Here is a 24,980-nt window from a genome sequence, read left to right as displayed (position 1 = left end):
ATGTCACGTACTTTTCCAATGATTATTGCTGCGATCGTATTGATTGCTGCTGGTGGTTTTGCCATTCGCTCAATTTCTGCATCCGATACGGTTGCACCAGAACAAACCGTTATTGCGCAGGCCACAACCACCGCTGATTCAACCGATACAATGGCCGATACACCTGTTGCGAATAACGAAGTCGTTGAAATGGTGCTGGGTGATCCAGATGCGCCAATTACCATTGTTGAATATGCGTCATTCACGTGCCCCCATTGCCGCACATTCCACGAAAATGTTTATCCAGACCTCAAGAAAAACTTTATCGACACAGGCAAGGTAAAATTCGTGTTCCGCGAAGTGTATTTTGATCGCCTAGGTCTTTGGGCCGGTATGTTGGCGCGTTGCGGTGGCGAAGATAAATATTTCGGTCTGGCCGATATGATTTTCAAAACCCAACAAACATGGACCGCTGGTGACGATGGTGCAACGATTGCACAGAACCTTTATAAAATCGGGCGCATTGCGGGGATGGACGATGCGCAAATGGAACAGTGTTTGCAAAACAAAGACCACGCAGAAGCATTGGTTGCCACCTATCAGAAAAATTCAGAGGCGGACAATGTACGTTCGACGCCAACATTGATCATCAATGGTGAATCAAATGGCAACATGTCTTATGCACAGCTTGCGGAAAAATTAAACGCAATCGCTGAATAATCCATGAACAACACCCCGCTCAACGGTATCAAAGTCATCGAGCTGGCCCGCATCCTTGCGGGTCCTTGGGCGGGGCAAACCTTGGCCGATTTGGGCGCCGAGGTGATAAAAATCGAAAGCCCATCTGGCGATGACACCCGCACATGGGGGCCACCATTTATTGAGCATGATGGCGAAAAAACTGCCGCATATTTTCACGCATGTAACCGTGGTAAAAAATCCGTCGTGCTGGATTTCAAAACCGATGATGGGCGTCAACAACTGCTTGATCTCATTGCGGATGCAGATGTGCTCATCGAAAATTTCAAGGTTGGCGGTCTGAAAAAATATGGGCTCGATTTTGAATCACTTTCACATTTAAATCCCCGTCTAATTTATTGTTCTATCACAGGTTTTGGTCAAACCGGCCCCTATGCCAATCGTGCGGGATATGATTTCTTGATGCAGGGCATGGCCGGGCTGATGTCCTACACGGGTGAACCTGACGGCCAACCACAAAAGGTTGGCGTTGCGGTTACGGATGTGTTCACAGGGCTTTACAGTGTGATCGCCATTCAGGGCGCATTGGCGCACCGTGCAACAACAGGGCGTGGGCAACATATTGATATGTCGCTCTTGGATGTCTGCACCGCCGTATCCGCCAATCAGGGCATGAATTTTTTAACCACTGGTGTGGCACCAAAACGCCGTGGCAATGATCACCCAAATATCGTGCCGTACCGTGTGTTTGCCACATCCGATGGGCATGTGATTTTGGCCGTTGGCAATGATGGACAATTTGCCAAACTTTGCGCGATCCTGAACCTTGACCATCTGGCAAAGGACCCGCGTTTTGCCACCAATCAAGCACGCGTTGAACATCGCGATATACTCGTGCCGATGCTGCAAGCAGAGCTGGAAAAAATCAGCAAATCAGACTGTTTAAAAGCATGTGAAACAAACGGCGTCCCCGCGGGGCCAATCAATGATATGGCAGAGGTATTTGCCGATCCACAGGTGCAATCACGTGGTCTGCAATTGGATTTGGATGGTGTTCCATCTATCCGTAATCCCATACGTTTTTCGCAATCTGACATGACACAAAACACCCCATCACCACGGTTGGGGAAACATACCAAAGACGTTTTGAAAAAAGATTAGTCAAACAGCGCAGCAAGTGCCGCCGTCAACGGTTCTTCATCTGCGATGTTCATTCGCACAGGTAAGGTTAAAACCTTTTGTTGCCAATCACTTGGAAGCCGTGCTGCATCCTTTTCCGTGGTGACAAGCTGTGCATCCAATTGCCATGCCTCGGTTTCCAGCCGTTTCAATATCGCAACGGGCAGCTTTTGGTGATCGCCAAAGCTACGCGTCTGCACAACATCCGCACCCGTTGATCGCAGGCTGTTATAAAATTTTTCGGGCCGCCCAATTCCGGCAAATGCCAGTGCGCGCATTCCTGCCCAATCCATGCCCGTTTGCAACACCTGCAATGCACCCGATAAAACGGGGGGCGCATCGGTTGGAAATCTCACCGCGCCATCGCCCACAACCAAAACAAAATCTGATTTTTGCAAACCAGATTGCACGGGTTCACGCAATGGGCCCGCGGGGAAAATGCGCTCATTGCCAAACCCAACACCGCCATCCACCACCATGATGGTTAAATCTTTGGCAATCGCGGGGTTTTGCATCCCATCATCCAAAATGATGCATTCGGCCCCCGCCGCAATTGCCGCATCCACGCCAGCACCGCGATCCTTGGCCACCCAGGTTGGTGCAAACCCTGCCAATAACAACGGTTCGTCACCCACGTCATCCGCACTGTGCCGATTGATATCCACCTGAACGGGCCCTTGCAATTTTCCACCATATCCACGGGTGACAAAATGAACGTCGCGCCCCAACCCATTCAATTTCATAGATAAATAAATTGATGTTGGCGTTTTACCTGTCCCACCCAGATTGATATTGCCAACGCAAATCACCGGAACCGAAACCTTGCGATGTGCGCCGCGTGTCCAGCGTCGATTGGACACGAATTGATACAGCACGGATAACGGGCGCAATGCCATCGCGTATATCCCCGTTGTATCAGCAAACCAAAATCGGGGCGGTTTCATCACGCGATTTCCTTTTCAACCAAATAATCTTGGATCAATTCAAACAAATAATCGGTTGTTTCCGCCCCAATCGACGTCGTCAGCCACGCCGCCTGTGCCAATTCGGCCGCCACATCAGGCGCGATCACATTGGCCAATGCATCTGAAAATTCGGCTGGTTTGGCAATTGCACGCGTGGCATTCGCCCGTTGCAGACGCGCGATAGAAATTTGAGAAAAATTCATTTCTGGCCCATGTATAATCGCAGAGCCAAGTGCCGCCACCTTTAACGGATCAAATTCACGCGCCTTGTCAAAGCTACATCCGATATAGGTTACAGGCGCAATGCGCAGCCACAGCCCCTCTTCCTCGGGTATATCAATCAAATATACCTGTGTTTCTGGCTTGGGCGTTTCTGCACGGGATCGACGATGTACGATGAAACCCTCATCTTTGAACCGTTGTTTAAAATCCGCCAATGTATCGGTATGGGCTGGCTGAATGATGGACAGCAATCGTTGCGCACGCCGTGCTGTGAATTTTTGCGCCGCAATGATCATTTCCAGTTCATCATGGCGCACACCGATGCCATACCAAATCGGGCGTCCACCAATGGATTTCGCGATATGCGCACGTTCTGATTCATCACATCTTAACGCTTCGCCACCTGATTTTAACGCGGGCATTACGGTCATGTTTTCTGCCGCAACACCCAATGCGGCACAGCGGTTCGCCGCCGTAATTGAAATCGGTAATATTTTTTGAAACTGCTTTAATAAATTTGTGTATCTATTTGGAAATAAACGTTTTAATCGTGAAACTTGTGGTGGATTTGCATTAGCATAAATCAATTTCACCCCGCGTTTATGCGCGGTATTTAACATACTGGGCTGCATCGTATCCGACAGCCAAATGCAATAATCTGGGCGCCAATAATCCAAAAATTTAACAACAAAACCTTGTTGATCAATCGGCAAATATTGGTGAACCGTTCCATGTGGCAATTTACGGCGAAGATGTTCGACGGCGCTATCTTCATTGGTGGTTAGCAAAACAAACGGCGCCATCTGCGAAGTTTGCAACAAACGCACCAATTCGGCGCTGTCGATGACTTCGCTTGCGGTTTCAAAGTGAATCCACACCAACGCCCCTGTCGGGCGTAACAGGGTTGGTCGGCCTTCGCGCTGTGCACGATGCGACGCTTGATCACCAACCGCTGTCATCCGATGATCAGCTTAATTCTTCGGTTGGGCTGGCAGGCGATTCTTCGTCGCGCAGGCGGTGCAGATGCGCGATGAAATAACGTGTATGCGCATTGTCCACGGTTTTATGTGCCATACCTTTCCATGCATCATAAGCGGATTGATAGTTCGGGAAAATCCCAACCAGATCGATTTCGGAAACATCTTTGAATTCTTTTGTGGTCGGATCTTTCAAATCGCCCCCAAAAACCAAATGTAAACGTTGTACCATCACAAATTCCTTTCAGTTAAAGGTGGTCTAACAAACCCGTATGTATGACAGGTGTCGCTGCGATTAAACCATCAAAACAGGCAGTCGCGCTATTATATTTTGGCACCTGCCCATTTCGCATGGTCACAGACACCCCTGCCTCGCGGCAAATCAGATCGCCACCTGCCACATCCCATTCCCATGTCGGGCGCAGTGTTAACATCCCATCAAACCGCCCTTGGGCGACCAAACACATGCGATAGGCCAGCGATGAGCGAAAGTGGCGTTCAATCGGTGGTGGGCGTTTGACCCACATTTCAGATTTCGTCTGGCTACCCGATGCCAAAATACGCGCACCACGAATTTCTGTGTTGCCATTATGGCGGATGGGTTCGCCGTTTAATGTTGCCCCTTCGCCCTTGGCCGCGGCATAGGTTAAACCCTTGGCTGGCAAATGCACCACCGCCGCCGTCACCTCACCCGCCTTGGCCACCGCCATAGAAACAGAAAAATTTTCATGTCCGTTGATAAAAGAACGTGTCCCATCAATCGGATCAACGATAAACACGTTTTCACAGGCAAGCCGCGCAGGATCATCATCGGTTTCTTCTGACAGCCAACCATAATCTGGCCGCGCTGCACCAAATTCGGTGCAAAGCATTTTATCAATCGCCAGATCCGCCTCGGACACGGGGCCTTGGCCGCCGCCCTTATCCCATGCATGCAAATCTTTGCGCCAAAACCGCATCGCGATTTCACCCGATGCCAATGCTGCATCGGTTAGCAAGGTTAAATCAGGCACCGGCAATGGTTAACCCTTCGACCAGCAAACTTGGGATATTACGGCTCAGATGCATTCGCGCATCATTGCCTGCAACCAATGTCATCAACATATCGCGCAGATTACCCGCAATCGTGCATTCATTCACTGGTCCAATGATTTCACCGTTTTCCACCCATAACCCCGCCGCACCGCGTGAATAATCACCGGTTGTTGGGCTGATGGTGGAACCGATCATGGATGTTACGATCAATCCCGTGCCCATCTGTGCGACCAATTCTGCATGGCTATATTCGCCCATGGTCAGCGCCAGATTGCCCGTGGTTGGGGATGGTGGGCCGCCAATGCCACGCGCAGCATTGCCTGTTGATTGCATGCCCAATTGGCGGGCGGTGGATAAATCCAATGTCCATCCCTGCAACACCCCATCCAAAATTATTTCGCGCGGTGCGACGGGCAATCCTTCGCCATCGAACGGGCGCGATCCTGCAACGCGTTTGCGCGTTGGGTCTTCGATCAACGTCATACCACGGGGCAACACCTGTTTGCCCAGCGCATCGGATAACCAGCTTGAACCGCGCACAATGGATGCCCCATTAATGGTTGCCGCCAAATGCCCGATCAAGGTTGATGACACACGTTCATCAAACAACACAGGATATGCACCTGTTGGGGGGCGTTTGGCACCCCCTCGGGCAACGGCGCGTTCACCCGCCAATTGGCCGATGCTTTCAGGGCTTGGCAATTCATCCGCGTGGCTGCGCGATTCACCGCACCAATCACGTTCCATGTTCAAACCAGTGCCCGAAATCGCAACACAGGATGTCGATGTTGATGTGCGCCGATACCCGCCAGAAAACCCGTTTGTTGCCGCCAGATGTACACGCGAACTGGAATATCCCGCCGATGCGCCCTGAGCTTGGCTAACACCTTTTACCGCCAATGCGGCGGCCTCCGCGGCCAAAGCGGCATCTTGTAATGCATCCGCGCTCATGGGTTCGGATGGGTCGTATAATTCCAACGCATCCACATCCCACGATTTGGCCAATTGATCGGGATCGGCCAAACCGCAATACGGATCTTCTGGCGCGGCATCGGCCATTGCCACGGCACGCATGGCCATTTGTTCAATCGTATGATCGGACAGATCTGAAACCGAAACGCTGGCCTGTTGTTTGCCGCGAAACACCCGCAGCCCGATATCAACACCCTCTGATCGTTCGGCATGTTCCAATGCACCTGCGCGCACCTCGATTGATACGGTTGTGCCATCCACCAGCAAAACATCGGCGGCGTCTGCGCCTGCGGATTTGGCGGCGGCTAATACCTTTGCCGACAGGTCGTTAAAATCATTGGCCACGGATATTTTCCACTTATTTTATTGGCATGCCATTGGCGGTGATACCGCCGTCTTTGGACAGTTTGATTTCAGATGTCAGATGATCATCCCCACCACCGGGGCGGAAAAACATTGCGCTCATTCCTTGGATCATCATTGCATTTTGCGCAGGCACCAACCCAATTTCGGTTAGCTTTTTCAACAACCCTTGTGCGCCTTTCAGATCAACATTCATCGAACCCTCAACCTGTGGAGGGAATTGCGCATTGTGAAACAACAATGCACCCGTTGTGGCCAGCTGCGCGCCCGCCGCATTCAGATTTAATGCATTCACTTGCACGTTTTCCATTTGAACAGGTGGTTCTGGGTTGGCAGGATCGGCGGCAATATCCGCGATCTTTTTCGTCCAGCGCATATCGCCCTGTGCGTCGATATCCAATGTGATCGGATCGCGCGGCAGTTTTGCGCTTGGGTCAAACATGCCCCACACATTATCCGAAAGCGTCAATTGATTAAGCGCCAGTTTCAATTTTGCGGGCTTTGCACCATCCAGATTTTCAATGGGGATTTGTATCACAGAAACCATATCGCCGATCACTGCGTCCATGGGGGGCATACCCAATGACATTCCGTCAAATTTATATGAAATATTCGTCCCATCGCTGGTCATATTTGCAATGTGATCGGACAGGGTAAATGCGGTATTTGAATTGTCTGCACGCACCTCTACGTTCACTGGGCCCATGGGTGACGTTGCACTTGATGATGAAACGATCGCATCGGTTTTGTATGTAAGCGAAAATGTTTCACTCGCATCAAATCCTGCAAGCGGGTTTTCACCAGTGAAATCACCAAAAACAGGTATATCAAAATCGCCTGAAACATTTTTGGTGTTGCTTGACGCTTGCGTTGTTTGATCCTCGATTTTGAACCCATATGTGATATCGATTTCACCAAAGCTAAAATCGCCATTGCTGCGCGGTGCATCCCCAGCAATCAAATTGGTTGTGCTTGTACCATTGCGCATCACCATATCCATGTTGAACCCACTATCGCCCACACTTTTGATTGCGATATTTTCAAAAGAGGATTCAAAGCTGCGCGCGCCTTCGTTCCCTTTCACTTGGGTTTGAAGCCCCTCATGGGTCATTACCAATTCCATTTTGGGAAATTTATCCGCGTCAGGAAATGTGGAAACATCAAATGCCATGGTCATTTCGGGGGCGATGGTCAACACATGCCCACCCAGCAATTTTTTTTCAACGCGCATCCACGGGATGGTAATTTCCCCGTCGCCGTCTTCGGTTTTCAGAACAATATTGTCCCATTGGCTATGCCCGCTTGCGTCATCTTTATTTCCGACACTCAACACCAGTGGCGTTGATTTAAAAATATCAAAATATTCTTCTAGAATTTTTGTGGCTTGCTCTTCACTCATTGCCATAGCACCCATTGCACTGGTCAGGGCAAATGTACTGGCGAAAATAATACGGGGTTGAAACATGGGGTTCTCCTGAAATTTGCCACAGACTAAATCAGCGCTGGGCAAGGGACAACCGCGAAAACAAGTGTCCGACAGATGTCCGACGCGTGTCCCACGGATGTCTGACACATGTCATACCGCGTTTATTGGCGAAATTCCTTGCAACACATGATACAACGCTCCACAATCTAATCCGACTTTCTCAAACAGATTGGCCACAAAACCATGACAGATTTTTCAGGCAAAACCGTAATTGTAACCGGCGCATCACGTGGAATTGGCGCGGCCACTGCACGCGAATTTGCCAAGCGTGGTGCGAATGTTGTTCTGTCCGCACGCAGCACCAAAGACATCGAAAATGTCGCCGCCGAAATCACCAAATCGGGCGGCAACGCCAGCGCATTTTCATGTGATGTTTCCAACTATAATTCGGTTGTTTCATTGGTGGAGCATTGCGTTGCAAGTTATGGAATTCCTGATGTTTTAATCAATAACGCAGGGGTTCTTGAACCTGTGGAACGCTTGGAAAATGCCAATCCAGATGCTTGGGATCAAGTGATTGATATCAACATCAAAGGCGTGTTTTATGGCATACGTGCAGCATTGCCATTGATGCGCAAAAACGGTGGTGGAACCATAATCACCATCGGTTCAGGCGCGGCAACATCCGCGCTCGAAGGGTGGTCGGCCTATTGCACATCAAAGGCTGCGGTGCATCATCTAAACCATTGTTTACATGCAGAAGAATCCCATAACGGCATCCGCGCCCTGGTCTTGTCACCAGGCACCGTCGCCACCGATATGCAGGTCGCAATTCGCGACAGCGGCGTGAACCCTGTTTCACAAATCCCGTGGGAAAATCACATCCCCGTTGACTGGCCAGCGCGTGCATTGGCATGGATGGCAACCACAAGCGCGGATCATTATTTGGGTAAAACCATAAGCCTGCGCGAAGACAGTGTTCGCAAAAGCATCGGATTGATTTAAAACCCACAAACGCTATAACCCAGCAAAAACAAGAGAGCATTATGGACATCCAAGCCAAAGCATTGGAATATTGGAACATTGGCCACGACTTGGCTTTGAACTGGATAACCAGCCCTGCCGCTTGGTCGCAATTTGCGGTGTTGGTTCTGGCTTATTTGCTGGCCGTTTTGATCAATCGCAAACTTGGCAAAACCCTGCGCGCCCTATTAACGCCCAGCGATGAAACGCGGCCGATTTTCGCAAGTGCGATGAACATGGCGCTGTTGTTTTTACCCCTGTTGTTACCCTTGCTGGCCTATGGATTTACCGCCATCGGTGAACAGGCAACCCGCGCCGCATTTGGGTCGGGCGATGTGATCGCATTTGGCAAACGGATTTTCATATTTCTAGCCGTTAAACGTTTGATAAATAGCGTTATTTATTCGCCGTTTCTCAAACTGTTAGGCAAATATATTTTCATCCCATTGGCCGCGATTTATGCGCTTGGCCTGTTGCCAACATTGATGTCATTCTTGGGTGATACAAATGTAGCTATCGGGAATATCAACTTTTCCTTGCTAGCGATTTTGCGCGGAGTGATTGCGGGTTCAATCCTGTTTTGGCTGGGGCGCTGGTCGAACGATCAATCAGCACAATATATCCGCGCCCAAGACGACATGCGCGTCCCCACGCGTGAATTGGCGACCAAGGCTGTAGAGCTTTCAATTTTTGGTGCGTGTTTCCTCTTGCTGATGAGCATTATGGGCATCAACCTTTCCGCACTTGCGGTATTTGGTGGCGCGATTGGTGTCGGGCTTGGCTTTGGTTTGCAAAAGATCGCATCGAATTTTATTTCAGGCATTATTTTGTTGCTGGAAGGGCAAGCAACCGTTGGTGATTTTGTCGAACTGGATGGTGGCGAAAGCGGCACAATTGTAAAAATGTTATCGCGTGCAACGATCCTTGAAACCTATGACGGGAAATGGATTGTTGTCCCTAACGAGGATTTCATCACCACGCGCATCACCAACTGGTCCGATGCGGGATCTGGAAACAGATATGAGGCTGATTTTTCAGTGTCTTACGACACAGACATCAACAAGGTTCCTGCCATTGTAGAGGCCGCAGTTGCAACCCACCCCGATGTCTTGGACAGCCCAGAAAAACCAGATTGCGAGCTGCGCGGATTTGGTGACAGCGGCATTGATTTTTGCGTCGAATTTTGGGTTGAAGGCATTGATGATGGCAAAAACAAATATACATCGGACGTACTGTTTTTGATCTGGAACGCGTTGAAAGATAACGGAATTGAAATCCCGTACCCACATCGCGTTGTTGAAATCAAAGGCTCATTACCAAAGACATGACAGATGCCGTGATCATCGGTGCGGGCCCCGCTGGTTTGATGGCGGCGGAAACGATTGCCGATGCTGGCTTTTCGGTTTTGGTTGCAGATGCCAAACCAACCTTTGGCCGTAAATTTTTAATGGCGGGTAAATCAGGTTTAAACCTGACGATGAATGAACCGTTTGAAAAATTCATCTCCGCATACGGCGCGGATGCCGATTGGCTACGCCCGATCATTACGGACTTTGATCTAAACAATGTTATCAAATTTTCCAACGCACTTGGTGCAGAAGTTTTCACGGGATCATCAGGGCGCGTATTTCCAAAGGCGATGAAAGCGTCGCCAATGTTGCGCGCATGGCTTGCACGACTTGCAGCCAAAGATGTGACATTTCAAACCAACTGGACATGGACGGGATGGAATGGCGATCAATTGCAATTCAACACCCCAGTTGGCACAGAGCATATCTCACCCCGCGCAACCGTATTTGCCCTTGGCGGTGCCAGTTGGGCACGTCTTGGTTCGACAGGGCAATGGGCAGAAATTTTTGATAGTGCTGGCATTGAAATCGCGCCGTTTTTACCTGCGAATATGGGGTTTGTTGTGAATTGGTCAAAACATATGGAACCCCATTTTGGCCAGCCGATAAAACCGTTGCGCCTTAGTGTTGGTGATCAATCGGTTTTGGGTGAAATCGTCATTTCACGCACAGGATTGGAGGGTGGCGGAATTTACGCCGTGTCACGCGCCATGCGTGATGGGGGTGAATTGTTGCTAGATTTTTGCCCTGATGTATCCATCGAAACGCTGCAAGCACGTTTGCAAAAGCAACCCAGCAAAGCATCACGCAGCTCATTGCTTCGCAAAGCGTGGTCACTCTCCCCCGCCAAATCGGCACTCTTTAATGAATTTGCAAAGGGTGCGCCACGCGATCAAATTGCATCCTTGGCCAAGGCTTTGCCTATCACACACAATGGGCCGCGCCCGATGGATGAAGCAATTTCATCCGCTGGTGGCGTGGCGAAATCCGCGTTGGCAAACGATTTAATGCTGCAAAAAAAGCAAGGTGTATTTTGCGCAGGGGAAATGCTGGATTGGGAAGCGCCGACAGGGGGCTATTTAATCACCGCCTGTTTGGCAACGGGTTATGTCGCTGGGAAAGGCGCCGTTGGATATTTATCCCGCGCGTAAACCGTTTGCGATTTGATATGCTGGGCGTGCGATGGTACGGCGGATGTAATCCTTGATCGGACCCTCTGCTGGTAAATCAAACTTTGCGATTTTGGCCCAGCCCAAACAATGCGTTAACACGATGTCGGGGATGGTGAATTTTTCACCCATCAAATAAGGCCCATCACCCATACGTTTTTCCAAAATACCAAGGTTACGTGTGAATTCCCATTTGATGGTTTCCTTCACCTCTGGCACGCGCTTGTCTTGGGGCAAGATAAAAGAATGACGTGCCGCACACCACAGCAATGCATCCAAATCATCATTGATCAATTGCGTAAAACTGTCTTGTTGTGCGCGTTCAATTGTGCCCGCAGGAAAAGTAATCTTGTCATGTTTGTCGGCCAAATATTGCATGATCGCCACGCTGTCGATGATGGTTTTTCCCTCCGATACCAACGCGGGGACCTTGCCAGATGGGTTAAATTCGCGTGCTTCATCGCTTCCGGGACTGGCCTGAATTTGTGTGTATTCCAATTCCATTTCCGCCATCGCCCACATAACACGAAATGTCCGATTGGTTGGTGTGCCGATTAATTGATACATATTCTTTTCCCTAATTTCGTCCACGTGCCATCATGGCCAGCCGGATAAATGCGCGTTCCACAAGTGCAGCATCGGGCAATGGGCGTGATGAACGCAAGGATAAATCTGTTTCCATCAACACTTCCAGTGCCTTTTCCAACTTGGGGCTGCCCCAATTGCGGGCTTGGCGAACCATACGATCCTTGCGTGCACCAAAAACGGGGGGGCGAGCGCGTGACAATGCAACATCTGGGCCATCTGCATGGCTGGCTGCGGCGTGTAATATGCGAAAATGGCGCGTGGCGCTAATGCATAATGTGGTGGGATTTATGCCTTGGCCAAACAAACGTTTCAGGATTGGGCCAACCTCGCTTGATTTTGCCTCGGCCACGATATGGATCGCATCATCAATTCCAGCATCAGACGTTGCAGGCGCACAGGTTTCAACATCCGCGCTGGAAACGGGTGTGTCATCACCAAATTTATACAGTGACAGTTTTTCCATGGTTTGCGCAAAATCGCCCGGATCCAATTCACGCCCCAAATTTTGCAAATCGGTCATCGCTTCGCCTGCGATGTTTGTCAGGCCCGCCTTTTGTAATGTGGCGTTAATTTCTTCTTTGCTGGGCGGGTCGTTGTAAATGCCAATGGCAACGGTGGTTTGCGTTGATTCAAATACTTTGCGCAACTTCGATCGCGCATTAAGCTGCCCTGCCGTGACGATCAACATGGCATCACCCATTTGCCATTCTGACAATGCGGTTTCCAACGTGGGCGCCAAACCATCGCCCGCATCCTCGACCAGCACCGCACGTGGGCCTGGGAAAAATCCTTGGGATTTTAAACCATCCAAAACCAATGCGGGTTCTTTGCGTAGATCAGCGGCGGCAATCCGTGTGAACCGCATTTCTTCTTCGCCTTTGTCGCCAACGATTGCTTTGACAACTTCTTGGCGGCGCAGGGCGACGCGCATCGTATCTGCGCCATAAATCAACAGGCCAGAATGGTTTGGGTCAGGTTTGGCAAAATACGCCGCCGCACGCGGCCCTGCCAATTTCATGCCAACCAATCCTTTGCGGTGATGGAAAGGCGTGTGAACATTTGATCCGCAATGGAATGTGATAGACGCACATTCGCACCGCGTTCTGCCACACGCGTGGGGTAAGTTTCAGATGTTGCAGAATATGACGTGGTTGTTGTCACTACATCGGAAAACACGACCTTGTTGCTCCCGCGTTCGAACACTTTGTATTCTGCGGTTGCCGCCAGATTGTATCGGGTGATTTCCGCCTCTGATGTGACGACCAGATCGTCTTCTTCGACGGTCAGTTGATAGATCAAGAAATACGGTGCATTTGCATCTGCAACACCCAGCCGATTTTGCAATCGATCGCGCAACTCAAACGCAGAGCGACCGTTTTGTTCCTGAATTTCGATTTTACCGATGATGGCGCTGGATGCTTTGCCCGTGCCATAAACAGGTTCAAACCCACAGGCCGAAAGGGTGGCAAGACCGCCACCCATTAACACTGTTCTGCGATTAAATAACGACATTGATAATGCGCCCTGGAACCACGATCATCTTTTTCGGGGTTGCCCCGTCCAAAGCTTTGACCACAGCATCACTTGCCAGCGCTAATTTTTCAATCTCTTCTTTGCTCGCGGTTGCGGATACGACAATTTCCGCGCGTCGCTTGCCGTTAACCTGAATTGGCATGGTGACAGTATCGTCAACCAACATTTCGGGATCAACCGCAGGCCATGATGCCTGTGTCACCAAACCAGCACCACCCAAAGTGGCCCAGATTTCCTCGGCCAAGTGGGGTGTCATAGGTTGCATCAATTGCGCCATGGTCAACATCGATGCGGTTTTCGTTGCCTTATCCGCCTTGGATTTCGCAACCACATTGGTGAATTGATAAAGTGCAGCAACGGATTTGTTGAATGCAAAACCTTCAACACCGTTGGTCACATCATCAATGGCGCGATGCGTGGCCTTTTGCAGGGCAAGTGCATCACCCGCAGAACCCGCGCCGTCATCCATTTGGGTAATTTCATCGGTTAATCGCCACACGCGTTGCAAATGTTTCCATGCCGCCTCTGCGCCTGATGCTGTCCATTCTACATCGCGTTCGGGTGGGCTATCTGACATCACAAACCAACGGGCGGTATCGGCACCATATTGATCAATGATGTCTTCGGGATCGACCACGTTTTTCTTGGATTTGGACATCTTGATAGATGGGCCAACGGTGACAGGGCGACCCGCATCATCAACATATCCACCATCGACAGGTTTGATTTCATCAGGTGTGAGCCACTTACCATCCACATTTTTATATGTTTCATGGCAAACCATGCCTTGCGTAAACAGCGCATTAAACGGTTCAACCGCTTTGTCTGGCAAATGCCCCGTGATATTCATCGCACGTGCAAAGAAACGCGAATACAACAGATGCAAAATCGCGTGTTCAATCCCACCGATATATTGATCAACATTCATCCAATATGCGGCGTCTTCTGCCACGGTTGGTGTATTCGCACGTGGTGATGTGAAACGCGCATAATACCACGAACTATCTACAAATGTGTCCATCGTATCCGTTTCACGAAGCGCCGCACCACCACAGGATGGGCATTCGCAATTGCGCCATGCGTCATGGCGATCCAACGGATTGCCTGGTTTTTCGAATGTCACATCTTTTGGTAATTCAATCGGCAGGTTTTCCTTTTTCTCTGGAACCACACCACATTTTTCACAATGCACCACGGGGATCGGACAGCCCCAGTAACGTTGACGCGAAACGCCCCAATCACGCAGACGATATTGCGTCGTTGCCTCGCCCATGCCCGCAACGGTGATACGATTGATCACTTCTGTTTTCGCCTCTTCGATGGTCATCCCATCCAAGAAACGCGAATTAATCAACTTGCCTGTACCCAAATAGGCATCCTTGCCAATGGTGAATGTATCGGGGTCTTGGTCATCCGGGCAAACAACAGGTGTTACCACCAAATCGTATTTACGCGCAAAATCCAAATCACGTTGATCATGTGCAGGGCAACCGAAAATCGCACCTGTGCCATAACCCATCAAGATAAAGTTGGCGATATATACGGGCAATTCCCATGATGGGTTAAATGGATGCGTTACGGTGATGCCCGTATCGTAACCTTTTTTCTCGGCTGTTTCTAATGCCTCTTCTGTGGTGTCCATCTGGCGGCATTCGGCGTTGAATGCGGCGATATTTTCATAATCCGCCTCAAGCGCCTTGGCCAAGGGATGATCCGCAGAAATTGCGGCGAATGATGCACCAAACAATGTATCGGGGCGGGTTGTGTAAACATCCAGCTCTTCAAACCCCGCGGGTGCGCCCGTGGTTTTAAACCGAAACTGCATCCCCGTTGATTTGCCGATCCAGTTTTTCTGCATCAAGCGAACTTTTTCTGGCCAATCTTTCAGATTATCAATCGCGCCTAACAATTCTTCGGAATAATCCGAGATTTTGAAAAACCACTGCGTTAATTCTTTGCGTTCAACCAATGCGCCTGATCGCCACCCGCGCCCGTTTTCAACCTGTTCATTGGCCAAAACGGTCATATCGACTGGGTCCCAGTTGACCACCGCGTTTTTGCGATACACCAAACCCTTGTCCAGCATATCGATAAACATCGCCTGTTGCTGACCGTAATATTCAGGGTCGCACGTTGCCAATTCGCGTGACCAATCAATCGACAGCCCCATTGGTTTGAGCTGATCGCGCATATCGGCAATGTTTAAGTATGTCCAATCGCCTGGATGAATGTTTTTTTCCATCGCCGCGTTTTCGGCAGGCATCCCAAATGCATCCCACCCCATCGGGTGCAACACGTTAAAACCAACGGCGGATTTATAGCGTGCCACAACATCACCCATGGTATAGTTGCGCACATGCCCCATATGAATGCGCCCAGATGGATATGGAAACATTTCCAGCACGTAATATTTTTCGCGATTGTGATCGACCTGTGCGTTAAACACCGCACCTTTTTCCCATTCCGCTTGCCATTTTGGCTCTGTCACACGGGCGTTGTATCGTGACATATTCATTCCTTTAACGTTAAACGCCGGACAAATCGCCCGGCGTGTATTCAGTGGTTGCGCCGATCACGGCTTATAGTTTGGCATCTGCGATGCGCAATTGGCGCGCACGGGTCAGGATTGCATCTTCGATTTGGCGTTGCGTTTCTGCGCTTGCTGCACCTGATGGTGTTTGCACCGAAACTTTTAGGCTACGCGCATCCAATGCTGCATCTTTGATAAAGACCGATGCGCGATAACGCTGGCTGGACCCAGGCGCGGTTCCCCAGCCCATGACGATAACACCTGTAAATGGATCGGCAGCCTCGATCGGAAGGAAGCTTAATACATCAAGAGATGCTGCCCAAATATGTTTGTTTACCTGAACTTGAGTCGATTTATCCTTGTCTTCGAACAAATCCCAAATTGTTTCGCGTTCTTCTTCGACAACGGGTTCTTTTGGTGCTGTATTGATCGTGCTGCACCCTGCAACAAAGCCCAAACAGATGAAAGCTGTGATTAAATTCTTGAAAATATGGCGCATTTTGCCCCCAAGGTCCTGACTGTTCCGCGCATTTTTAACCTGTCCACCGTGGCAGAACAAGGCGTTATTTCACGATGTTACATAGGCCAGTTTTTGCCACTGTGGCATGAATGCACCAAAAATTGGCACAGTCGGAAAACTATTCCCGAATTTCTTGACCCACGGCGCGTTTTGGTCGATTTTGCCACCAATCGATCTGGAATTCCCTGGGTCGAGTGCACCTTCATTTATCTCAACGAGGGAAAATAAAATGAAAAAACTACTTATTGCTTCTACAGCACTAGTTGCAACAGCTGGCATGGCGTCTGCTGCTGAAGTTACTTTGGGCGGTTCTGCTGAAATGGGTATCGTAGACAACGGTACAAACACACAGTTCCACAACGACATCGACGTGATCTTCACATTGTCAGGCGAAACAGATGGCGGCTTGTCATTCGGCGCGACAATCGATCTTGACGAAGTTACTAACGCTGGCGACGACAACGGCATCCCAGCATACGATAACGATGCATCTGTTTGGATCAAAGGCGGCTTCGGCGCGTTGACAATGGGCGACACAGACGGCGCTCTTGACTGGGCAATGACTGAAATCGCAATGGGTACAGCAATCGCTGATGACCACACTGCATACTCTGCATACGACGGTTTCCACGGCGGCAACGCATTCTTCGATTCAGGCACCATCTTGCGTTACGACAACACTTTTGGTGATTTCGGCGTAGCTGTTTCTGCTCAAGACATCGACCAAACAACAGACGCTGTTTACGCATTGGGTCTGAAATACGGTGCTGATCTTGGTGGCGTAAATGTTGGCTTCGGCTTGGGTTACCAAGACGCTGGCAACGCTGGTGACGTAATCGGTGTTTCTGCTTCTACTTCAGTAGCTGGTTTCGACGTTGTGTTGAACTACGCTGACGGCGAAGTTGGTGGTTTGGATTTCGATACAATGGGTATCGGCCTTGGCTACACAACTGGCGCATTGTTGTTGCACGCAAACTACACAAAATCTGAACTGGCTGGCGTTGATGTCGACGGTTACGGTTTGGCTGTAAACTACGACCTAGGTGGCGGCGCTGTTGTTGCTGCTGGTTACGGTAAAGACGACACACGTGACACATTCTCATTGGGTCTACGCATGGACTTCTAATTCCACTGGAATTAGTTTCGAAAGGAGCAGGTTTTTACCTGCTCCTTTTTTTATGTTTTGCGAATGCATTTGATTTGTTATTGCTGTTCGCAACCCAACCAATTGGTTGAACACCCCATAAACAGGTAATGACATGGCACAGGCAAACGCTGGCGATTTAACGCAAAAATACAAATCCGCAATGGCGTTGCAAATTAAGGGTGAAACCGAACCCGCCTTGTCGATTTATCGCGAGCTTCTGGATCAAAATCCAAAAATCGCAGAGGTTCATTTTCAAATTGGTCGTATCATGTTGGCTAAGTTTCAACTCCATGACGCCGTTAAATTTTTCCAAAATGCTGTATTGCTGAAACCCGCAGAATCCGCAATTTGGGATCAACTGACCACCGCCGCGGCGCAGTTGGGCGATGCAAAAACATCCAAAAACATTTTAAAGCTTCTCAAAACATCTGGCCTGCCTCCACAACACAAAAAAACATTTCGCACGCGCTTGGAAAACAAGGCGGGCAAATCAAAAATGATTGTGGGCGAGCAAGAAAAACAGACCATCAATACATTGGTATCCCTGATGAATCAGGGCCAATTCGCCAAGGCAGAACTAATCGCGACACAGGCATTGGGAAAATACCCCACCACCGCCGTGTTTGCGTTAATCACAGCCACCGCACAATTTCGATTGGGCAAAATTGAACCCGCCAGCGCACATTTCAAACGCGCCATCACACTTAACCCAAAATATGCAGAGGCATATAACGAATTTGGGAATATGCTGATGGAAACAGGCAAAATCGAACTCGCCATTCAGCAATTTCAAAACGCGCTAAAATATGCGCCTAAAATGACAGCCGCGTTGTTGAATTTGGGCACTGCATTGATCAAAGACAATCGCGCCGTAAATGCCATCGAGTTTTTGCGCCGCGCGCAATCACTCGACCCGAAAAACCACCAAATCGCATCCCGTCTTGGCATGGCGCTTGGTATGAATACCGAACATGAAGAATCCTCCAAACAGCTACAATTTGCGATTGAACACGGTTCGAACTCGCCAGATGTTTATGTCTATTTGGGCACTTCATTGTCCGAACTTGGCAAAATAGAAGCCGCAAGAGACGCATATAACCACGCGCTAAAGCTTGATCCTGATTTTGTATTGGCCGAATTTCGTCTTGGTATTTTGGAACAAATCCAAGGCAATTTCGACATTGCAAACACCCATATTAAACGGGCAATGGAATTGGACCCTGACAATGCCGAATTTTGTTTACGATATGCCACGTCCAACAAAATTGACCCCAGTGATCCAATTTTTACCCGATTGAAAAAAATCGCAGACGATACAGAGCAACCGCTCGATAATCGTCGCTCTGCTTCCTTTGCCATTACCAAAATTTTAGAGGACGCCAAAGAATACGAACAGGCTTTCCCGTATCTGAAACTGGCAAATGATCTGAACCTGGAAATTTACCCCTATGATGTGGCCGAGCGCGTCACATATATTTCCCAGCTCCAAGAATTGTTTGCAGATTTTTCTGTGTCAGATGCCTCAGTCCACGGATACACCGATGCTGCACCGATTTTTGTAACCAGCATGCCGCGATCTGGTTCAACCTTGGTTGAACAAATCATCGCCAGCCACAGCCAAGTCACTGGTGTTGGCGAGGTTGGCCATGCCGTAACAACAGCACGTAGTTTGATTCTACGCGAGGGTGGAAAATTCCAACCCGCCGATAAAATCACACCAGACGAAATCCACGGGATGGGTGAATTCATCGCCACAAAATTGTCGGAACTAGCGGGCGACAATAATCGCGTGGCGGATAAATCCATCCAGACCTACACCATGATGGGCTTGGTTCAGGCAGCATTACCCAAGGCCAAAATCGTGGTTGTAAACCGTGATCCGCGCGACAATCTTTTGTCGATTTATCGTAATAAATTTACGGATGGTACGCATTCATACGCCTATGATCTGCATGCGCTAGGTATTTATTATAACAAATTCGTCGATATGGTGAATTTCTGGCGTGCAAAAATGCCCAATCAATTTTACGAAATTCAATATGAAGATTTGATTGATAACCCAGAGGAAGAAACGCGCAAGCTTATTGATTTTTGCGATTTGGAATGGGAAGACGCCTGTCTGAATTTTCACCAATCAAAGCGCGAGATCAAAACATTAAGCGTTTATCAAGTGCGCCAACCGATTTACAAATCTTCTATGAAAGCTTGGCAACGTTATGAAGCCGAGTTGAAACCAATGTTTGATGCCTTGAAGGAGGGCGGGAACTATCCTAGCTGACATCCAATCCCGTATTACCGCCGCTGAAACCGCCGCCGGGCGCCCGACAGGTTCCACGCAATTGCTGGCCGTTTCCAAGGTGCAACCCAATGAACGTGTCGCTGATGTGCTTGCCCAAGGGCATCGCTTGTTTGGCGAAAACAAAGTGCAAGAGGCCGCTGGAAAATGGCCTACGTTCCAAGAACAATACCCAGACGCATCCGTGCATTTGATCGGCCCTTTACAAACCAATAAGGTGAAACAGGCCGTTGCATTGTTTGATGCAATCCACACCGTTGATCGTGAAAAGCTCGCCAATAAACTGGCCGCTGAAATTCAATCCCAAGGTAAATCACCCGAATTGTTCATACAGGTCAACACCGGTGAAGAACCGCAAAAAGCGGGCGTATTACCAGCGGACGCCGATGCATTTATCGCCACTTGTCGCGGGCTTGATTTACCGATCATAGGATTAATGGTGATCCCCCCCATCAACGAAGAACCATCATTGCATTTCGCATTGTTGCGTAAAATCGCAGCGCGCAATGGTTTGGTCGGATTGTCCATGGGCATGAGCAGCGATTTCGAACGAGCCATTGCATTGGGTGCAACTCATATCCGTGTCGGCTCTGCTATTTTTGGCGAACGCGATTACGGATAACTAGGCGCGAATAATCACACGCGACTTTGGCGTCCAACCCGTAAAAATGTCGATCAAATCATCAGGGGCGAATGCAATGCACCCTTCGGTTGGAAAACGGGCACGCCGCCATGCATGGATAAAAATCGCACTACCTGCACCCGCAATGGGTTCGGGCCAGTTGAAATTCAACACACCCAAAGCATTGTAAAGCGCATCCGCCCGACGAAGCCTTTCGTGGGAATACGGGTAATCATACTTGCAAATCCCCAAATTGTAATTTGGATCCTTTGGATCATCCGACCAACGATCAAACAACCCAATCACATGTTGTGGCAAGATGGGCGCGTTGAATTTCCAGCGATCGACGCGATACGCAATCTGCGCAATTTCGAAAACACCTGCGGGTGTTACACCGTCACCCTCACCTTTTTTTTCGCCAATTCCACCACGCCCGATCGCCACGGGAAATTTGCGCCCTTGAAATCGGGCACCCCATCGGGTGACAAGCAAATCGTCAAATCGCGCGTTCAAAATAGATGCCCGCTCTTCTTGGCCTTGGTCGCAAGGTATTTTTCATTTTCTGGCGTCAAACCAACCTTTAGCGGCACACGCTCTGCCACCGCGATACCCGTTGCATTCATCATTTCCACTTTGGCTGGATTGTTTGTCATTAAGCGTGCTGATGAAAACCCAAGGCTGCGCAATATTTCGGAACCAAGCGTGAAATCACGTTCGTCATCTTCAAAACCCAAGCGATGGTTTGCGTCCACCGTATCAAATCCCTGATCTTGAAGGCTATAAGCACGCATCTTGTTTGCCAAACCAATGCCGCGCCCCTCTTGATTAAGGTATAACAACACACCCGCACCTTCTGATCCCATTTGCCGCAACGCTGCGTTCAACTGCGGTCCACAATCACATTTCAAACTGCCAATCAAATCTCCCGTGAAACAGGCTGAGTGAAGCCGTGATAATACAGGTTCGCTGCGCGATGGTTTGCCAACCTCGATCGCATAATGCTCTGTTCCGCCATCCTCTGGACGAAATACGTGAACTTGGGAATCTTTGGATACCGCCAATGGGACACGCGCCGAAGATACCAGATGCAACGGGCTACGCGTCTTTAACCCCGCCTTTATATCGGCAACCGAAATTTCAGCCAATTCGCACGCCGCGTCTTTACCAAGTGGTATCATGACCGCCGCTGGCAACAATCGCGCCTGCTTACACAATTCCAACACAACGCGTTGCGCCGATGAATCACCACCCGTCGCCGTCGCAAATGGCCCTTTTAGCGGATTGCTCAGATCATCCGCGGGGTCCGCCACCGATTGCACCCATTTTAACCCAGCATCATGTGGCACGGCGATTCGCCCAACGGTGCCATCAGTTGCCCAAGTTTTTAGCGTTCGCGCACGCCGATCTGTAATAACCAATTCCAAATCACCCAGCGCCTGCATCCCCGCAAAGCGTTCTGCCTGCAATGTTTCCGCCGATGCCGCCAGCCAGCGCAACGCTCCATCGCGCAGAACAAATCCCACGCCCATTCGCAAATCCGCACGTAACCGCGCAATTTTTTCATCATTCGTGAGGGTCAACGCCATCTGAACTGCCATTATGTTACAAAATCCTCCTTCCCTATATCCTGCACAGACAGAATATGAAACATTTCCCGCAATTTCGACACGAGCCTGTGAGCAATCGCCCGAATACCTTGTTCAATCCGTGAATAAAGCACACATATTGTTCAACAAAGGAGATTGAGATGAGCAATCTAAAGAAAATATTGATGGTGGATGATGACAATGATTTGCGCGAAGCACTCGCAGATCAGCTTGTCCTGACCGAAGAGTTTGACGTATTCGAAGCGGCCGACGGCACTTCGGGCCTTGAAAAGGCGAAAGAGGCGTTATACGACCTTGTTTTGCTGGATGTTGGCCTGCCAGACATGGATGGTCGCGAGCTGTGCCGCTTGATGCGCAAACAGGGGGTAAAATGCCCGATTGTGATGCTAACCGCCCAAGATTCAGATGCTGATACAATCTACGGTCTTGATGCCGGGGCGAATGATTACATTTCAAAACCATTCAAATTCCCCGTTCTGCTTGCACGTATTCGCGCCCAATTGCGCCAACACGAACAATCAGAAGACGCCGTATTCACGCTTGGGCCATATACATTTAAACCAGCGTCCAAGTTGTTGATTACAGAAGACGAAAAGAAAATTCGCCTCACGGAAAAGGAAACCAATATTTTGAAATTCCTTTACCGCGCTTCAGAGGGCGTCGTCCCACGCGAAGTTTTGCTTCACGAGGTATGGGGCTACAATGCTGGCGTCACCACGCACACGCTTGAAACGCATATCTATCGCCTGCGTCAGAAAATTGAACCTGATCCCAGCAACGCACGTCTGCTGGTCACGGAATCCGGTGGCTATCGGTTAGCCGCATAAAACCAGTTCCTCCCAAGATTGACCCGCCCTTTGTGGCGGGTCTTTCTGTTTGGCCTTGAGCCTTTCGCTTGATCGGCTAAGCTACGCGAAAAGGAATCTGCCATGCCCACCACGATCTGTACTTGGAATATCAATTCGGTACGTTTGCGCGAACCCATTGTTCTAAAACTTCTGCAAGAACAACAACCCGATGTTCTCTGCTTGCAAGAGTGTAAATCACTGGTTGAATTGATCCCAACGCAAAATTTTGCAGATCTTGGTTACACACATATGGTTGCCCGTGGCCAAAAAGGTTACAACGGCGTTGCAATCTTGTCGCGCATCCCAATGACAGATGCAGGTCATCGCCAGTTTGTTGGCAAAAAAGACGCTCGTCATTGTGCCGCAACTCTCGAAAATGGGATGACCATCCATAATTTTTATGTCCCCGCAGGTGGCGATATTCCTGATGTGGAAAAAAACGACAAATTCGATCACAAATTGAAATTTCTCAATGAAATGCGCGATTGGTTTCATGCCGACGCCCCTGAAAAATCCGTGCTCGTTGGCGATTTGAACATCGCCCCACGTGAAGATGACGTTTGGAACCACAAACAACTGCTAAAAATCGTTTCGCACACTCCAATAGAATGTGAACATTTGGCACAGGTTCAAGACAGCGCCAATTGGGTTGATATCACCCGTCAGGACATTCCTGATGGCAATTTATACAGTTGGTGGTCATACCGTGCGCGCGATTGGGATGCCGCCGACAAAGGTCGCCGCCTTGATCACGTCTGGGCTACCCCAGACATTTCCAACGCGGCCCATTCATCACGCGTTTATCGCGATGCGCGCGGTTGGGAAAAACCATCGGATCATGCCCCAGTATTTGCGACATTTGACCTCTAATTTCCAAATGTTCTAAATATCCATAAACCGCCTTTGACATGTCAAAGGCTCATCTCGCGCCCCGTAAGGGGCACATTTTGTTATCATCGCTTGAACGCACAATCACTGCGGGTTACATCTTTCCTAACCCTAGGAGACCAACAATGCTAAATCTTGGCAACGCATCAACACCCACCGATTTTATCAAAGACGCCAGTGAAGAAACCTTTATGGCCGATGTGATCGAGGCGAGCAAAGAAACCCCCGTTATCGTCGATTTTTGGGCGCCTTGGTGTGGCCCCTGCAAAACGCTTGGCCCGGCATTAGAGGCAGAGGTGAACGCCGCGGGTGGCAAGGTAAAGATGGTCAAAATTGACGTTGACCAAAATCAAATGCTTGCCCAACAAATGCGCGTTCAATCCATTCCCGCAGTTTTTGCATTTGTGGACGGACAACCCGTTGATGGATTTATGGGCGCAAAATCCGGATCCGAAGTCAAAGAATTCGTCGCAAAAACAATCGCTGCTGGTGGTGATGGTCCTGGTGATTTGTCAGAGGCAATCACCGCCGCAAATGAAATGCTTGAACAAGGCGAAATCACCGATGCCGCCGAAATTTTTGCGGCCGTATTGGAACAAGACGGCAAAAACGGCGAGGCATTTTCAGGACTTATCCGTGCTCAAATCGCAGCAGGTGACGGGGATGCCGCGAAAGAAATGCTTGATACCGCACCTGCCGATTTGGCAAATTTGCCCGCTGTTTTGGCGCTCAAGGCGCAATTGGAACTTGCTCAAATGGCCAATGAAACGGGTGAAACTGCGGAACTTGAATCAAAGCTGACAGCCAATCCAGACGATCATCAAACACGCTTTGATCTTGCGCTTGCGCAATTGGGTGCGGGCAATAGCGAAGCGGCGATTGAAACCCTGCTTGAATTATTCCGCCGCGATCGCGAATGGAATGACGCCGCCGCAAAAACCCAGTTATTCAAAATATTTGATAGCCTTGGCCCCGAAGATGCCTTGGCGCAAAACGGGCGACGCAAACTTTCATCTATGATCTTTGCCTAATCAGGTGGTAGG

25 protein-coding genes are annotated in these 24,980 nt (G+C 49.5%); 11 read left to right on the top strand and 14 right to left on the bottom strand.

Annotation, left to right across the window (positions count from 1 at the left end; all coding sequences use genetic code 11):
* Together BFP76_RS13000 and BFP76_RS12995 are read left to right on the top strand one after the other, a co-directional pair.
* Entirely contained in the window at positions 1-699 is a 699-nt protein-coding gene (locus BFP76_RS13000; protein ID WP_240514063.1) for a DsbA family protein, read from the top strand.
* Between the two features lie 3 nt (positions 700-702).
* Positions 703-1,839, top strand: coding sequence for a CaiB/BaiF CoA transferase family protein (locus BFP76_RS12995; RefSeq protein WP_099594383.1), 1,137 nt, complete (start codon positions 703-705; stop codon positions 1,837-1,839).
* Here BFP76_RS12995 and lpxK read toward each other — a convergent pair.
* The 6 genes from lpxK to BFP76_RS12965 are packed head-to-tail and all read right to left on the bottom strand — an operon-like array spanning position 1,836 to position 7,856.
* The gene (gene lpxK / locus BFP76_RS12990) at positions 1,836-2,801 is read right to left on the bottom strand and encodes a tetraacyldisaccharide 4'-kinase (protein ID WP_099594382.1); all 966 of its coding nucleotides are present in this window, start codon (positions 2,799-2,801) and stop codon (positions 1,836-1,838) included. The genes BFP76_RS12995 and lpxK overlap by 4 nt on opposite strands.
* On the bottom strand, positions 2,801-4,003 hold the full coding sequence (locus tag BFP76_RS12985) for a 3-deoxy-D-manno-octulosonic acid transferase (RefSeq protein ID WP_099594381.1): 1,203 nt from the start codon (positions 4,001-4,003) through the stop codon (positions 2,801-2,803). Before BFP76_RS12985 ends, lpxK begins: the two co-directional genes overlap by 1 nt.
* Positions 4,004-4,010: 7 nt before the next feature.
* Positions 4,011-4,253, bottom strand: a complete 243-nt coding sequence (locus tag BFP76_RS12980) for a DUF4170 domain-containing protein (protein WP_099594380.1) — start codon at positions 4,251-4,253, stop codon at positions 4,011-4,013.
* A gap of 16 nt (positions 4,254-4,269) precedes the next feature.
* Positions 4,270-5,034, bottom strand: coding sequence for a 3'(2'),5'-bisphosphate nucleotidase CysQ (locus BFP76_RS12975; RefSeq protein ID WP_338064518.1), 765 nt, complete (start codon positions 5,032-5,034; stop codon positions 4,270-4,272).
* On the bottom strand, positions 5,027-6,373 hold the full coding sequence (locus BFP76_RS12970; RefSeq protein WP_099594378.1) for a TldD/PmbA family protein: 1,347 nt from the start codon (positions 6,371-6,373) through the stop codon (positions 5,027-5,029). The genes BFP76_RS12975 and BFP76_RS12970 overlap by 8 nt, the downstream gene beginning before the upstream one ends.
* Before the next feature lie 13 nt (positions 6,374-6,386).
* On the bottom strand, positions 6,387-7,856 hold the full coding sequence (locus BFP76_RS12965) for a DUF2125 domain-containing protein (RefSeq protein ID WP_099594377.1): 1,470 nt from the start codon (positions 7,854-7,856) through the stop codon (positions 6,387-6,389).
* A gap of 204 nt (positions 7,857-8,060) precedes the next feature.
* Here BFP76_RS12965 and BFP76_RS12960 point away from each other — a divergent pair, with 204 nt between their 5' ends.
* The 3 genes from BFP76_RS12960 to BFP76_RS12950 are packed head-to-tail and all read left to right on the top strand — an operon-like array spanning position 8,061 to position 11,340.
* Entirely contained in the window at positions 8,061-8,822 is a 762-nt protein-coding gene (locus BFP76_RS12960; protein WP_099594376.1) for an SDR family oxidoreductase, read from the top strand.
* Positions 8,823-8,863: 41 nt separating this feature from the next.
* Positions 8,864-10,168: a mechanosensitive ion channel family protein gene (locus BFP76_RS12955; RefSeq protein WP_099594375.1), complete on the top strand. Its 1,305-nt coding sequence runs from the start codon at positions 8,864-8,866 to the stop codon at positions 10,166-10,168.
* Complete coding sequence (locus BFP76_RS12950; RefSeq protein ID WP_099594374.1) at positions 10,165-11,340, top strand: TIGR03862 family flavoprotein; 1,176 nt, start codon at positions 10,165-10,167, stop codon at positions 11,338-11,340. The genes BFP76_RS12955 and BFP76_RS12950 overlap by 4 nt, the downstream gene beginning before the upstream one ends.
* On the opposite strand, the gene BFP76_RS12945 is transcribed toward BFP76_RS12950, so the two are convergent.
* The 6 genes from BFP76_RS12945 to BFP76_RS14690 all read right to left on the bottom strand — a co-directional run bounded on the left by BFP76_RS12945 (position 11,326) and on the right by BFP76_RS14690 (position 16,808).
* On the bottom strand, positions 11,326-11,925 hold the full coding sequence (locus BFP76_RS12945; RefSeq protein WP_099594373.1) for a glutathione S-transferase family protein: 600 nt from the start codon (positions 11,923-11,925) through the stop codon (positions 11,326-11,328). The two genes, BFP76_RS12950 and BFP76_RS12945, sit on opposite strands and share 15 nt — an antisense overlap.
* A gap of 10 nt (positions 11,926-11,935) precedes the next feature.
* A complete protein-coding gene (holA, locus tag BFP76_RS12940; RefSeq protein WP_099594372.1) occupies positions 11,936-12,964 on the bottom strand; it encodes a DNA polymerase III subunit delta in 1,029 nt (342 codons plus the stop codon).
* Positions 12,961-13,458: an LPS assembly lipoprotein LptE gene (gene lptE / locus BFP76_RS12935; RefSeq protein ID WP_099594371.1), complete on the bottom strand. Its 498-nt coding sequence runs from the start codon at positions 13,456-13,458 to the stop codon at positions 12,961-12,963. Before lptE ends, holA begins: the two co-directional genes overlap by 4 nt.
* A complete protein-coding gene (leuS, locus tag BFP76_RS12930) occupies positions 13,445-15,988 on the bottom strand; it encodes a leucine--tRNA ligase (RefSeq protein ID WP_099594572.1) in 2,544 nt (847 codons plus the stop codon). The genes lptE and leuS overlap by 14 nt, the downstream gene beginning before the upstream one ends.
* A gap of 70 nt (positions 15,989-16,058) precedes the next feature.
* Positions 16,059-16,508 (bottom strand): DUF3576 domain-containing protein, encoded by a 450-nt coding sequence (locus BFP76_RS12925; RefSeq protein WP_099594370.1) that lies wholly within the window; start codon positions 16,506-16,508, stop codon positions 16,059-16,061.
* 69 nt (positions 16,509-16,577) lie between these two features.
* Positions 16,578-16,808, bottom strand: a complete 231-nt coding sequence (locus BFP76_RS14690; RefSeq protein ID WP_165775720.1) for a hypothetical protein — start codon at positions 16,806-16,808, stop codon at positions 16,578-16,580.
* Here BFP76_RS14690 and BFP76_RS12920 point away from each other — a divergent pair.
* The 3 genes from BFP76_RS12920 (at position 16,807) to BFP76_RS12910 (ending at position 20,594) form a co-directional block, all read left to right on the top strand.
* Complete coding sequence (locus tag BFP76_RS12920; protein ID WP_165775719.1) at positions 16,807-17,655, top strand: porin; 849 nt, start codon at positions 16,807-16,809, stop codon at positions 17,653-17,655. The two genes, BFP76_RS14690 and BFP76_RS12920, sit on opposite strands and share 2 nt — an antisense overlap.
* Positions 17,656-17,788: 133 nt before the next feature.
* Entirely contained in the window at positions 17,789-19,954 is a 2,166-nt protein-coding gene (locus tag BFP76_RS12915) for a tetratricopeptide repeat-containing sulfotransferase family protein (protein WP_099594368.1), read from the top strand.
* Positions 19,944-20,594, top strand: coding sequence for a YggS family pyridoxal phosphate-dependent enzyme (locus BFP76_RS12910; protein WP_099594367.1), 651 nt, complete (start codon positions 19,944-19,946; stop codon positions 20,592-20,594). Before BFP76_RS12915 ends, BFP76_RS12910 begins: the two co-directional genes overlap by 11 nt.
* Here BFP76_RS12910 and BFP76_RS12905 read toward each other — a convergent pair whose 3' ends face one another.
* Positions 20,595-21,107, bottom strand: coding sequence for a L,D-transpeptidase family protein (locus BFP76_RS12905; protein ID WP_099594366.1), 513 nt, complete (start codon positions 21,105-21,107; stop codon positions 20,595-20,597).
* Positions 21,104-22,180: a GTP cyclohydrolase II gene (ribA, locus tag BFP76_RS12900; protein ID WP_099594365.1), complete on the bottom strand. Its 1,077-nt coding sequence runs from the start codon at positions 22,178-22,180 to the stop codon at positions 21,104-21,106. Before ribA ends, BFP76_RS12905 begins: the two co-directional genes overlap by 4 nt.
* 161 nt (positions 22,181-22,341) lie before the next feature.
* Here ribA and BFP76_RS12895 point away from each other — a divergent pair, with 161 nt between their 5' ends.
* The 3 genes from BFP76_RS12895 to BFP76_RS12885 all read left to right on the top strand — a co-directional run bounded on the left by BFP76_RS12895 (position 22,342) and on the right by BFP76_RS12885 (position 24,968).
* The gene (locus BFP76_RS12895; protein WP_099594364.1) at positions 22,342-23,028 is read left to right on the top strand and encodes a response regulator transcription factor; all 687 of its coding nucleotides are present in this window, start codon (positions 22,342-22,344) and stop codon (positions 23,026-23,028) included.
* A gap of 102 nt (positions 23,029-23,130) precedes the next feature.
* Entirely contained in the window at positions 23,131-23,919 is a 789-nt protein-coding gene (locus tag BFP76_RS12890) for an exodeoxyribonuclease III (protein WP_099594363.1), read from the top strand.
* 143 nt (positions 23,920-24,062) lie between these two features.
* Positions 24,063-24,968, top strand: a complete 906-nt coding sequence (locus tag BFP76_RS12885) for a thioredoxin family protein (RefSeq protein ID WP_099594362.1) — start codon at positions 24,063-24,065, stop codon at positions 24,966-24,968.
* The last annotated feature ends 12 nt before the right edge of the window (positions 24,969-24,980 follow it).

Source organism: Paramylibacter kogurei (assembly GCF_002742285.1).
In the GTDB taxonomy this organism is placed as follows: Bacteria; Pseudomonadota; Alphaproteobacteria; order Rhodobacterales; family Rhodobacteraceae; genus Amylibacter; species Amylibacter kogurei.
This window is presented reverse-complemented; position numbering and strand designations above follow the sequence as displayed.